Origin of the sequence: Chenggangzhangella methanolivorans (assembly GCF_042648545.1) — a bacterium.
GTDB classification, from domain to species: domain Bacteria; phylum Pseudomonadota; class Alphaproteobacteria; order Rhizobiales; family Methylopilaceae; genus Methylopila; species Methylopila methanolivorans.
The window spans coordinates 1-12,370 of the sequence record NZ_JBHRXS010000002.1; the positions used below are offsets into that span (position 1 = coordinate 1).

Genomic DNA, 12,370 nt, shown 5'->3' on the forward strand with positions numbered 1-12,370 from the left:
ATGAGCAGCACGCCCGAGATCGCGCCGATGAAGGAGGCGGTGAAGGCGGCGGTGAGCGCTTCGCCGGCGCGTCCTTCCTGGGCCATCGGATAGCCGTCGAAGGTGGTGGCGACCGACCAGGCCTCGCCGGGAATGTTGAACAGGATCGAGGTGATGGCGCCGCCGAAGAGCGCGCCCCAGTAGATCGACGACAGCAGGATGATGGCGGAGGTCGGGTCCATGCCGAAGGTGAGCGGCAGCAGGATCGCGACGCCGTTGGGGCCGCCGAGGCCCGGCAGCACCCCCACCACGATGCCGAGCAGCACGCCGACGATCATGAAGCCGACATTGTGCCAGGAGAGCGCGACCTGGAAGCCTGCGAGCAGCGCGGAGAAATCGTCCATCCGGGGCTCTCCTTCAGTAGCCGAACATGGCTTCGAGCGGCCCCTTGGGGAGCGGCACGAGGAACTCGATCTCGAAGACCACGAAGCAGACGAGCGGCACCAGCACGGAGGTCGCGATCACCGTGTACCAACGCGCGCCGCCGACGATCGGCATGAACACGGCGGTGAAGATCGCCGCCGCCGCGTAGATGCCGAGCGGCTCGACCAGCACGACGAACAAAGCGAGCGGCCCGAAGACCTTGGCCACCATCAGGAGCTGCGACCAGGTGGCGAAGATCGCCGGCGGCTCGCGGAACGCCTGGACCAAGAGGAAGAGCGAGCCGGCGAGGAAGATCCAGCCGACGCGCGCGGGGAAGAAGCCGCTTTCCGGCCCGCCGTTCCAGCCCGCGCCGCGGCCGTAAGAGTCGTAGAGCACCGCGGCCGCAAGCCCGATCAGGATCAGCGAGACCACGATCTCCACCGCCCGCTTCGACGGCCCGCGCGCGCCCGGATCGTCCGGCTGTTCGATGTCGGCTGAAAGGGACATGGGTCTTCTCCGTCGGCGGAGGATCGGGACTGGCGGATGCGAAGAGGCCCTTGTCCCGGGCTTCGACCCGGGACCCAGAACCGATTGCGTTTGAGAACTCGGCTCGACCCGACGAAGTCGGGACTGAGGCGCTGTCGGTTCTGGGTCCCGGATCACGTCCGGGACACGAAAGGGCTCAGTTGGTGGCGAGGAAGCCGGCCTTGCCCATCAGATCCTTGTGCAGGGCTTCGTCGGACAACAGGAAGTCCTCGAAATCCTCGCCGAAGCGCTGGTCGGGGAGCAGCGCGTTGCGCTCGAGATACTCCTTCCACTCGGGCGTCTCGGAGACCTTCTTGAGCAGGTTCACGTAGAACGCCTTCTGCTCCTCGGTCACGCCGCCGGGCATGAAGATGCCGCGCAGCATGTTGTAGGTGAAGTTGAGCCCCTGCTCGCCGCAGGTCGGGATGTCGCTCCAGGCCGTGTCGCCCGAGATCTTGCCCGTGTAGGCGATCCGCTTCTTCGACAGCACGCAGAGCGGACGTGTCTGGCCGCCGCGCCAGTTGGCGACGTCCTCGGACGGGTTGTTGGTGTCGGCCGAGACATGGCCGCCGGCGAGCTGGGTCGAGGCCTCGCCGCCCGACTTGTAGGGAATGTAGGTCAGCTTCACGCCGGCTTCCGCGCCGATCGAGAACACGATCAGATCGTCCTCTCGCTTGGAGCCGCCGCCGCCGATCTTCATCGCGGGCGAGGCTGTCTTGGCCTCGGCGAGAAGGTCTTGCACCGTCTTGTAGGACGCGTCGTTCTTCACCCAGACAAGGAACTCGTCCTGGGCCAGCATCCCGACCGGCGTGAAGTTGCGCCAGTTGACCGGGATCTTGGTCGAGAGCGGGGTCATGTAGATGCCGCTCGAGGTGGTCAGAAGCTTGTGCGGGTCGCGCATGGACTTCTGGATGTCCATCATCGCCTCGCCGCCGGTCGCGGCCGGCTTGTTCACGACGACGAGCTGCTGCGACGACAGGTTGTGCTTCTGGACGATGCCCTGGATCGTCCGCGCCATCTGGTCAGAGGCGCCGCCGGGGCCGAACGGCACCACGACCTCGACTGGCTTGGTCGGCTCCCAGGCGGATGCATGCGCGGTCGCGCTCAGAACGAGCGCCGCTGACAAGGCCAAAGCCTTCATCTCATTTCCTCCCCATATGGCGATTGCGTTGGCCGCATCGCCTTGCTTTTCTGGAATGACTACATCGTACACACATGATGTTCAACTGATATATCATAATCGACGGTTCTCCGGCTCTCGCGCGTTGGAGGCTGTGGAGAGATGAGACGTCCGGGCCGCCCGCGCCGCGAGCGCGCGACCTGCCGCGCATCCGGCTGGAGGCCGCGCGGTTCCCCGCCCGGCCGGACGCCGCCGCGGCGTGGCGGCGTGGCGCTCGACAAGGCGGCGAAGGCTGGGCTTCGGGACCAGGAGCGCCGTCCCGGAGCGAACTCAGCCCGCCGACGCCTGCTTCCGAAGCGCCGTCTTGAGGCGCACATAGTCGACTTTCGATCGATGACGCAGATCGAACGGTATCGCCCGCAGGGGCGCGACGCTCAGATCGCCGAACGCGGCGGCCGACGCTTTCCACTCCGCCAGCTTTGCCCGATCGCCCTCGACGGCGAGGATACCCGTCCCGTCCATGTCGACCAGCGCGCAGCGTCTGACGCCCGGCCAGAGCCTCGCGGCCGCCTCGACGCAGAAGGGCGAAAGCCCCGCGGCGCGCCCGTCCAGCCTCCCCGTGAGCCAGAGCCGCACCGACGCGTCGAGCCGGCCGCCGTCGCCGGTGCGGTGCCAGATCTCGCCGTCGCGGCGGATCTTGGTCGCGGCGTCGTCGTCGGGGTCGAGATAACCCTTGTTTACATGCCCGCCCGTCACGACGATCTCGTCCGCGAGGATCTCGAGCCGGATGGCGTCGATCGGCTTTCCGGCGAGCAGCCCCGCCCCGGTTCGCATCGCCTCCCAGTCCTTGGCGTCGATCTCGCTCGCTTCGAGATGGGCGATCGGCTCGGCTTCCGTTGAGCCGTAGACCGCCACCACCCGCGTCCGGGAGTTCTGCGCGAGCCGCTCCATCAGGTCCGGAAACACCGGGCCGCCGCCGGTGAAGATCGTCGCGAGGCCGGGGTCGCGTCCGCTCGCCGCCAGCCCCTCGCAGATCGACGGCGGGACCAGCGCGCGGGTGACGCGATGGGCGGAGATGTGGTCGCAGATTTTCGCGGCGTCCGCCTCGTGCGGCTTTTTCAGGTTCCAGTTTGGGAGCAGCGAGGTGACGCCCTGCCCGAGGTTCGCGAGGACGAACACCGGGAAGGCCACGAGATCGGTCTCGTTCTCGCGCTCGGGCGCCAGCAGGTCCTTCAGCACGTCGTTCTGGTTGAGAAGAAAGCCATGCGTGCGCATGATCGACTTCGGTCGTCCCGTGGAGCCGCTGGTGAAGGAGATCAGCGCCGGGTGGTCGGGCTCCACCTCCTCCAGCAGGTCGCCGCTTGTCGTGTAGCCGTCGCCCGGAGTCAGCGTCAGCGGCACGCGCCAGAGTTCGGGAAGCGCGTAGCCCAGCGCCCGAAACCAGCCGTCGGTGAGATAGGCCTTCGGCGTGGCGGCGCGGGCGGCGTGGCGGAGCCCTGCGAGCCCCATCGCGGGTTCGGGCAGCACTGCGACGGCCCCCAACCGCCAGAGCGCCGCAAGGCCCGCATAGAGCCCTGGCCCGAGCCCCATGGCGATGACGACGCGGTCGCCCTTTTCGACGCCCGCGCGCTTCCATGCGGATGCGAGCCGGCTCGACCAGCCGAGCAGCTCGGAAAAGCCGACCTGGACTCCCTCCCCCGTGACGATCGCGGGCTTCTGGCCGTCGATTCCGGGGACGCCGAGCATATGGGCGACGAGGTTCATGGGGCCTCAGTCCAGCCTGCGCGCCATCAGCTCGTAGCGGCGAAAGACCTTTCCGGCGTGTTTCTGGCTCCGGTCGAGCGAGACGTTGTCGACATGCATCAGCGCGTGGATGAAGTCCGAAAAGCCGGCTTCGCGCGCCAGCCGGTGGACATGGTCGAGCAGCACGCGGCCGACGCCGCGGCGCATGCTGGCGTAGGTCTTGACGATGATCGTCTTCGCCATCGGCCCTTCGAGCCGGTTCGGGATGGCGAACAGGAAGCCGACGAGATCGCCCCTCTGGTCATGGGCGAACAGAACGAAGCGCGGATCGACCGCCGGGATGATGGGCGCGTAGAGTTCGAGAAACCCCTCGAGGTCGAGCGGCTTGAAGAAGGCGTTGCGCTCGAAGGCTCCGGCCGACATGGCGTAGAGCCGCCGGACGAAGCCGTCCGGGTTCGAGCCGTCCCACTGCGTGACCGCGACGCCTTCGAGCGCGGCGGGAAGTCCGTCGCCGATCGCCTCGTCGAGCGTCCCGCGGGTGGAGACGTAAGCCGAGACCGGCGCGAAGCCGGCGGCTGTGAAGGCCTCGCGGTCATGCGGGCCGCTGGCGGGCTCCATGAGAAAGGGCGGCGAGCCGTCGCTCTCGGCGACGAGGCGGTAGGCGTGCCAAGTGTCGCCGTCCATCGGGCCGAGGACGGCTGTAACGCCTGCCTCGCTGATTTTCGCCACCGCCTGCTCGATGAGCGCACGGCCCGCCTCGGCCGAGGGGCACCGGAAGCGCCCGATCGTGGCCGTGGCGGTCTCGCCCCATTTCGGCCCGTCGAGAAACACCGTGCAGGCGGCCCCGCCGTGCTCGAGCTCGATGGTCTGGCTCATGGGGCGAGGCCTCCGGTCATGAGTTGGCTGACAAACAAAGCGAGCGGCGCGACGGCCGCCAGCCCGACCACGCGCGGAGAACGCCAGCGGTCGAAGAGATCGGGCCGCGCCGCGCAGGCGAAGGCCGTGAGGCCGAGCGCGGCGGCCGCCCATGGCCAGAGCGCCCCGTGCCACTGGCTGTGCGCAGGATTGAGCGGAACGATCAGGAACAGCGCGACGCCCACCGCCGCCATGCCAGCAATCGTCGCCACGGCGTGGCTCCGCGCCAGCAGCGCGAGGAAGCCGACGGCCGCCGCCGCGAAGGTGAGATTGTAGGGCGTGAGCGCGTTGACCCCGGTGGTGTCGCCCAGAAACAGCCAGATCAGCGCGGCGCCGCTCACCGCCGAGATGAGATCGAGGTCGGGGAACCGCCCGCGTCCGGGCCGCAGGTTTCGCGCCGCGAAATGACAGCCGATCGCGATCACAGGCAGGACGACGTTCTGCAGCGCCGTCACCGCGCCGGTGAGGAAGATCAGCGCCGCATAGGCGCGCGCGGCGTGGGGCGTGATCCTCAAGAGCGGCGCAAAGGCGAGGATCGCGATCATCATCACGATCAGCGAGGCCGCGAGAACGCCGAGGTTCAGCGGCGGCGTGTCGAGATTGTTGGCGAGCAGCAGGTGGATGCCGATCGGCACGAACAGATTGTCGTAGCCGCGCCAGCTGTCGGCCTCGATCAGAGCGCCGAAGGCCGCGATCATCAGCGAGAGCGCCACCACCTTGCCGCGATCGATCTCGGTCATCAGCAGCAGGAGGATGAGAGCGAGGATCCAGGTCACGAGGAAGAACATCGTGGTGCCCTCCCAGCTCTTCGTCCCCTCCTCGACCTTGAAATGCGCCCGGCCGTAGCGCGTGCCTGTGAGCGCGGCGGCGGCGTCGGAGAGCGTCAGCACGAGCAGCGGCAGCACGTAGAGCACCGGCCGGTCATGGCTCTGGAAGAACAGGAAGCCGACGCTGAGCGCGAGAAACAGCTCGCCATAGGATTTGCGCGCGACGCCATGCACCGCCTCGCCGACGCCGCCGGCCGCGCGCCTCAGGCGGATCGCCACCAGCACTGCGAGCGACAGGCAAATGAGCAGCGCGGCGGGCCAGCGGTCGGTGAAGGTCCAGGGCAGGGTCAGCGCGTAGAGCCCGGTGCCGACATGGACGCATTTGCGCTGGAGTTCGCCCGGCAGCCCGACCGCGCGGCCGATGACGCTGACGCCGGCCAAGAGGCCGAACATCGCCGCGATGGAGCCCGCCACCAGCGCGAGGTTGAGCCAGACGCTCAAGCCTGAAGCTCCTCCACCACGAAGTCGGAGTAGAAGAACGCCTTGTCGGCCGCCTTGCCCGCCGTTTCGAGATCGGTCCGCGTGGTCATCCGCGCGGCGAAGGCTGAGGGCAGGCGGCGCGGGGCCATCATGTTCCAGTAGACGAGCCGCGCGCCCGGGTTCGCGGCGCCGAGCACCTCGCCATAGACCGTCTCGAAGGTCGCAGGCGTCATGTATTCGAAGATGTCGGAGAGGTTGAAGCCGTCGGCCTTCTCGCCGGTCGAGACGAAGGCTTCGAGCGACCCGAGCCGGATGTCGAGGCGGTCGAGCCGCTCGCGGATCGTCGCAAAATTCTCGGCCCGCCAGGGCATCGGCAGCGCGCGGCCGTGGGTCCCTTTGAGGATCCAGTGCAGATAGGGATTCTGCGACGGGTCGAGATCGACCGCCGCGTGGCGGATGCGGCGCGCGACATGGTCGGCGACGCTGCCCTCGACATGGTCAAAAAAGGCCGGATCGCGCCCGAGCCGCCCCATGGTGAACCGCGAGAAGAACACTTCGAGCAGCAGTTTCCAGCGCCGGTTGTTCCACGTGCCGTCGAGGAAGGCCTCGCGCTCGGCGCGGCTGCGGCCGGGTTGGAAGATGCTGTCGATCGTTTTCTTCGAATGCACGAGCGGCAGCAGGTAGCGCTGCATCACGCGAAAATAGCGCTCGAATTTTCCAACGCCCCCGAGCCCGTAGGCGACGACGTCCGCGCGCCGCGCCTCCCAGAACTCGCGGTCGGCGGGAAGCATGTCGCGGATCAGCAGCGAGAGCAGCGCGTCGCGACGCCGGCTCGGCCGTGCGCCCATCAGCTCGAGAAACTGCGGATGGTCGAGCGTCTGAAAAGCCTCGATCCGGATCTTCAGGCACGCGATCTGCGCCGGCGACAGGTCGACGACCACGACCTTTTCCGGGTCGAGCGTCAGCATCGCGAGCGCGTTGTCGCCGGCCGAGCAGATCGAGACCAGCGTGGCGCCGGGCCGTTGGCCGAGCGCTCCGGTGAGCACGTCGGCGTCCTCCCAGAGCTGGGCGTAGCGGATGGCGTCAAAGGCGGCCTTGCCGGCGATCTCAGACATCGGACCTCGTCACCACGCCGCGCGCGCCGTCGACCTCGATGGTCTCGCCGTCGCGGATCCAGTCGAGCGCGCCTTTCAGCGCGACGACGCAGGGGATACCCATCTCGCGCGCGACGATCGCGGAGTGTGACAGAAGGCTGCCGCGTTCGACGACAATGGCGGAGGCGTTGCTGAACACCGCGATCCAGCCGGGATCGGTGTTGCGCGCGACGAGAATCTCACCGGGCGCCAGCGCCTCCGTGCGCGGATCTCGGATGAGGCGCGCCTTGGCCTTCACCACGCCCGCCGAGCAGCCGGTTCCCGAACGCACGATGTCGTCGGACGCGCCTGCGGCGACGGCCGACGCAGGACGCGGCGCCGAGAGGCCGGCCGCGCCAGACACCGTGACGCGCTCGGGCGGGTCGGGCAGCCGCGCCGCGCGCTCCATCTCGGCCTTGCGGACCGCGACCAGCCCCTTGAGATCGGCCGTGACGCCAAATCCTTCGATCGCGCCGAGGATTTCGGGAAGCGTCAGCAGGAAGACGTCGCGCGGCTCGTCGATGGCGTCGATCGCCGCGAACTGCCGGCCCATGGCCAGCAGCACGCGGCGCGCGCGGCCAAAGATGCGGGTGCGCTCGAAGCGGAGGTTTTCGCGATCCCGCACGCGGGCGCGCGCCCAGCCGACCACGGCCTTGGCGACGAACCCGCGGATTCGCCGTCCTTCGAAGGCGGCGGCGAGCGCAGCGTCGCCGTCCACCTCCGGCTTATGCGTCCGCGTGGTCCGCGCGGCGGCCGCGATCGCGGCGTAGAGCGGCGCCGGATTCTCGTCGAGCGTCACGCTTTCGAGCTTGAGCTCCTCGGTGCAGCGGTCGCCGAACTTTTCGATGTAGCCGCGGATCTCCGAGACGAGCGCCGGCGGCATGGCGCCCAGCTCTCCGCGCTCCAGCGCCGCGACGGCGGCGTCGTCCTCGCGCGCGATTTCGCCCATCTTCGCGATGCGCTTTGCGGGTTCCGCCGAGACGATGTCGCCCTGCCCGATCATGATCGCGTTGTGGAGCTCGAGCCCCTCTTCGCCGCACCAGCGCTCGAGCAGCTTTCGCGACGAGCCGAAGGCCATCATGCAGAGGAAGTCGTTGACCAGCGGCGCGTCCCAGCGGTCGAGAAGGTCGCCCTCGATCTTGCGATACTCCGCCGCCAGCGCGCCGAGCGGCATTCTGGAAATCGCCTCCGGGCTCGTCGCGAGCGCCCGCTCCATGCGGGCGTAGAAGCCGCGGACGGTCCAGCGCAGGCGCATGGCCTCGAACAGCAGCCCAGCGCCCGCGCGCGCCATGCCGGCGTATTCCCGGAGTTTCGCCACGCCCGTCGCGGGCGCGGGGCCGATGCTCCCGGAGATTTCGGCCGGGAGCGGTTCGGAGACCCCCATCATGGTCTCCATATGCGCCCGGTTCAGGCTGAAGCCCGGCAGCAGCGCGAGCGCCCGGTACCAGTTGACGAGGTTGTAATAGACCCGCCCGTCGATGCGCCCCAGCATGTTGTCGAACACCGCGGCGCTCTCGCGGATGTTTCTGTCCGAAACGCCCAAAAGCTCCATGAAGCGTCGATAGACGCGGGCGTAGGCGTATTGCGCGAAACTGTAGGTGAGCGGCGAGACCAGCCCAGGATAGCTTTCGACGATGTTGGAGTTGTCGAAGATCGTGACCAAAGGATCGCCGATCGCAGGCTCCCGCAAAGCCGTGGTGATGGGGCGGGACTGAAGCAGATAGAAGGTCTCGCCTTCGATCGCCCATTCGATGTCCTGCGGGGCTCCGCGGAGACCGCTCACGCGTTTCACCGCCTCGACGATCGCGGCGACGTCGGCGTTCGACAGCACGCCGCCCGCCGGCCCCTCGACGACCGTCCCCGAGTCGCGGTCGACGACCGTCGTCTCGCCGTCCTCCTCGCCGCCCACCAGCGCGTCGCCGAGGCCGGCGATCGCCGAGATCACGATCCGGTCGCGCCGTCCGCTAACCGGGTCCGCCGCGAAGGCGACGCCCGCGACGCGCGCCCGCGCCATGCGCTGCACGATGACGGCGGGCGTCGCATCCCCGGCCTCGAGCCCGCGCGAGGCGCGATAGGCCGCGACGTTCTCTTGCGCTCCCGACTCCCAGACCTTCAGCGCCGCATCCGGAACGCCGCTGTCCTCGACGTCGAGCAGCGAGAGGAACTGGCCGGCGTGCGAGTGCTCGGCGCCGTCCTCATCACGCGCCGAGGAGCGCACCGCGAACGGGCCGGGCTGGATTTCGGCCAGCGCTTCGTCGATCGCGCGGCAGTCGGCGAGGCTGAGGCCCTGCTCGAAACCGTCCGGAGCGAGCGCCACGAAGAAGGGCGGGACGGGCAGGCCCTCGCGCAGAAGCGCGGTCAGCGCCGCGGCCTTGCCGCCGACGATCTTCGGGTCGAGGCACCCCTCGTCGCGCCCGGGATGAAGGATCGCCGCGGGTTCGGCGACGTGGGGCGCGTCCGAAGCGGTCATGCCGCGGCTCCCGAAAGGAACGGCGCGAAGCCGGCGGTCGCATAGCAGACCAGGACCCAGACGCCCGAGACGGCGTCCATCGTCTTCTGGCGTTTTGGCGTCGGCGCCTTCGCGTATCTGGCGGCGGACACGAGCGGCAGGCCGAGCGCGACGGCGCCGATCACCCCGACGAGCAGCGGCGCGCCGACCGCAAAACCGGTCGCGAGCAGCAGGCAGAAGCTCAAAGCCACGCAGGCGGCCCACAGCGCAGCGGCGCGCTTAGGCCCCATCAGCGCCGAATAGGTCTCGACGCCCGGCCGCTCGTTCTCCTTGGCGTAGAGTTTTCGGCCGATCTCGATCACGCAGCCGTTCACGAAGGAGAGCGCGAGAAAAATCCAGAGGCCTGGCGGCGGCGAGCCCGCGGCCGGCAGCCACTCGCAGGCGGTGAGGAACAGGTCGATCAGCGGCATGATCGCCATATGCGAGACGAGATAGAGGAACGGCCTGTCGCGCAGCCAGTCGGGCGCGAAGAACTCGACCGTCATCAGCGCGAGCCAGGCCTGAACGAGCGCGAGCGGCCAGACCAGCGACGGGGCGTAGGCCGCGGCGATGAGAAGCGTCGCGAAGAAGCCCGCGATCCCGAGGCCCACGATCAGCCGCAGCGTCACGAGCCCGCGCGGCACCGGGCGTTCCGGCCGGAAGCGGCGATCGTCCTCGGCGTCCTTGACCTCGTCGCAGGCGCGCATCTCGAAGAACAGGATCATCGTCACGGCGAACGCGACCGCGAACGCCCAGAAGCCCGGCAGAGGCCGCCCGGCGAGATGCGCCGAGACGCTGATGCTGGCGACGGAAAACACCGCGATCAGCGGCGCGGTCTTGGCGAGCGGAAAGCGCTCCGCCTGATAGATCCAGAGGCGTTTCGCGAGCGGCGGCGAGGCCTCGTCGACCGACATCAGCGCTTCCTTGCGAGCTTTTCGTGCGCCGAGGAGAAGTGACCCGCGGCGATCGCCGCCATGATCGAGATCTCGCCGCAGAGGCAGAGCGCCGCCGTCACCTCGGCGAGCGCCGCGCCATGGCCTGCGCCTTTCAGGCCGAGCAGCGAGAGCGCGGCCGACTGGCTCGGCATGCCCGTGCCGCCGCCGACCGACCCGACGAGGATGTTCGGAAGCGTCACGGAGACGAAAAGCCCGTCTTCCCGTCTCTCCATGCGGGTGAAGCCGACAGCGCTTTCCGACACGCAGGCGGCGTCCTGGCCGGTCGCGATGTAGAAGGCCGCAAGCCCGTTGGCGTAGTGGCCCTGCGCGCCCATCTGGCCGCTCAAGAGCGCGCCGAGATTGGCCATCTCGCCATAGGCCAGCATCCGGTCGATCGAGACATGCAGGTGCTTTTCGACCAGCGCCTCCGGGATCACGGTGCTGGCCGAGACCTTCCGGCCGCGGCCCGTGATCAGGCCAATATAGGAGGCTTTCTTGTCACCGGAGAAGTTCGCCTCGATGAACCAGTGCAGCGGTTTCACCGGACAGTCCTGCTCGATCTTCGCGCAGAGCGCGTCAGTCGCGATCGTGACCATGTTCTGGCCCGAGGCGTCGCCGGTCGTGTAGCGGCAGAGCAGGAACACGATGTCGTTGTCGATGATCGGCTCGAGCGCGATCAGCTTGCCGTGCCGCGTGGTGGCCTCGGCCGCGGCTTTCAGCTCGTCGGCGTTGCGCGCCACCCATTCGACGAAGAGCCCGGCGTCGATGAGGCCCGAGAACTTGAAGCCCGGCGTGCGCAGCACCCCTTCGTTGAGGAGCGCCGTCGTCACCCCGCCGGACCTGGTCGCGACCATCGCTCCGCGCGCATAGGACGCCACCAGCGCGGCCTCCGTGGTGGCCATCGGCGCGTAGTACAGGCCCTTCGCGTTGAGCCCGTTCACCAGCAGCGGCCCGACGACGCCGACCGGCAGCTTCACCGTGCCCACCATCGCCTCGATGTTGCCGGAGTAGCGCTCGGCCTGTTCGAGGGTTCGCTGGTCCGCGAGCTCCTGCTCGACGCCTGCGATTTCGACGCCGGCCGCGCCGAGCTGGCGCCAGAGCGACGAGATGTTGGCCGAACTCGCCTCGCGCGCAGACCGCAGCGTGCGCTCAGGCGCCCGCTCGGCCTGCCGGCTGAGACGAAGGCGTGCTTCCTCGGCCGTGTAGGTCGCTCTCAGCCGCTCGAGAAGCAGTTGGACTGACGACGGGACGATTTTCATCTGGAACCAGATTGGCTGAGGTCAGTCGGCAGATTGTTTGCGCGTCGCGGCGATGAAGCGGCATGCGCGCGCTGTTTTCAACAGGACAAACGAAATTGATTAATGTATCCTGAGACGTCGACCTCATCTTATCGGAGATTTACTTGTAACGCTCGAAATGATCATCTGTAAGTCGCGCATTCGATTTGCCGCGCTGCGGCGGCGCCTATGAACGCCGCTCAATGTCAACGAGATGATCGACGAAGCAAGTGATAAGCGAGCGCGCGGCTTGTCGAGAAGATGCAGGAGGCTGGCCGACAGCGCGCCGGCATGGTCCATCGGATACCCGTCCGTGAGCGAAAACGAAACCAACATCCCGCTGATCAGACGCCCGCGATACATGCTTCGCGCCGGAGGCGGGCGGGCGGGGACAAGCTTACCCACATGGGACGCGCCGCGGGCCGACGTCGAACTGGCGCCTGTCCCTATGATGGAGGTCGTCCCGATGAGGCCGAAACGCCCGAGGGCGAAGAGGCGTATGCGGCGCGACGCCTGCGCATCGCGCTAGGAAGCGGACTCATAACGCGTTGACCCAGAGACGCGCGGCGACGAGCTTGATGGCTG

Annotated in this window: 10 protein-coding genes; all 10 read right to left on the reverse strand. The window is 68.3% G+C overall.

Translation table 11 applies throughout. The annotated features are described in order from the left end of the window. A partial coding sequence (locus ACFOWB_RS00395) for a tripartite tricarboxylate transporter permease (protein ID WP_378145051.1) occupies positions 1-383 on the reverse strand: 383 nt, incomplete at its 3' end. A gap of 13 nt (positions 384-396) precedes the next feature. Beyond that, positions 397-909 (reverse strand): tripartite tricarboxylate transporter TctB family protein, encoded by a 513-nt coding sequence (locus tag ACFOWB_RS00400; protein ID WP_261404394.1) that lies wholly within the window; start codon positions 907-909, stop codon positions 397-399. Positions 910-1,084: 175 nt separating this feature from the next. Next, complete coding sequence (locus ACFOWB_RS00405) at positions 1,085-2,068, reverse strand: Bug family tripartite tricarboxylate transporter substrate binding protein (protein WP_378145053.1); 984 nt, start codon at positions 2,066-2,068, stop codon at positions 1,085-1,087. A gap of 309 nt (positions 2,069-2,377) precedes the next feature. Continuing rightward, positions 2,378-3,811, reverse strand: a complete 1,434-nt coding sequence (locus ACFOWB_RS00410; protein ID WP_378145055.1) for an AMP-binding protein — start codon at positions 3,809-3,811, stop codon at positions 2,378-2,380. A 6-nt stretch (positions 3,812-3,817) separates the two neighbouring features. Beyond that, a complete protein-coding gene (locus ACFOWB_RS00415) occupies positions 3,818-4,666 on the reverse strand; it encodes a hypothetical protein (protein WP_378145057.1) in 849 nt (282 codons plus the stop codon). Beyond that, positions 4,663-5,973 (reverse strand): diacylglycerol/polyprenol kinase family protein, encoded by a 1,311-nt coding sequence (locus tag ACFOWB_RS00420; protein ID WP_378145060.1) that lies wholly within the window; start codon positions 5,971-5,973, stop codon positions 4,663-4,665. Before ACFOWB_RS00420 ends, ACFOWB_RS00415 begins: the two co-directional genes overlap by 4 nt. Further along, on the reverse strand, positions 5,970-7,067 hold the full coding sequence (locus tag ACFOWB_RS00425; RefSeq protein ID WP_378145062.1) for a DUF3419 family protein: 1,098 nt from the start codon (positions 7,065-7,067) through the stop codon (positions 5,970-5,972). The genes ACFOWB_RS00420 and ACFOWB_RS00425 overlap by 4 nt, the downstream gene beginning before the upstream one ends. After that, on the reverse strand, positions 7,060-9,555 hold the full coding sequence (locus tag ACFOWB_RS00430) for a PEP/pyruvate-binding domain-containing protein (RefSeq protein ID WP_378145064.1): 2,496 nt from the start codon (positions 9,553-9,555) through the stop codon (positions 7,060-7,062). The genes ACFOWB_RS00425 and ACFOWB_RS00430 overlap by 8 nt, the downstream gene beginning before the upstream one ends. After that, the gene (locus ACFOWB_RS00435) at positions 9,552-10,487 is read right to left on the reverse strand and encodes a UbiA family prenyltransferase (protein ID WP_378145066.1); all 936 of its coding nucleotides are present in this window, start codon (positions 10,485-10,487) and stop codon (positions 9,552-9,554) included. The genes ACFOWB_RS00430 and ACFOWB_RS00435 overlap by 4 nt, the downstream gene beginning before the upstream one ends. Next, positions 10,487-11,767, reverse strand: a complete 1,281-nt coding sequence (locus ACFOWB_RS00440; protein WP_261404404.1) for a hydroxymethylglutaryl-CoA reductase — start codon at positions 11,765-11,767, stop codon at positions 10,487-10,489. Before ACFOWB_RS00440 ends, ACFOWB_RS00435 begins: the two co-directional genes overlap by 1 nt. Between the last annotated feature and the right edge of the window lie 603 nt (positions 11,768-12,370).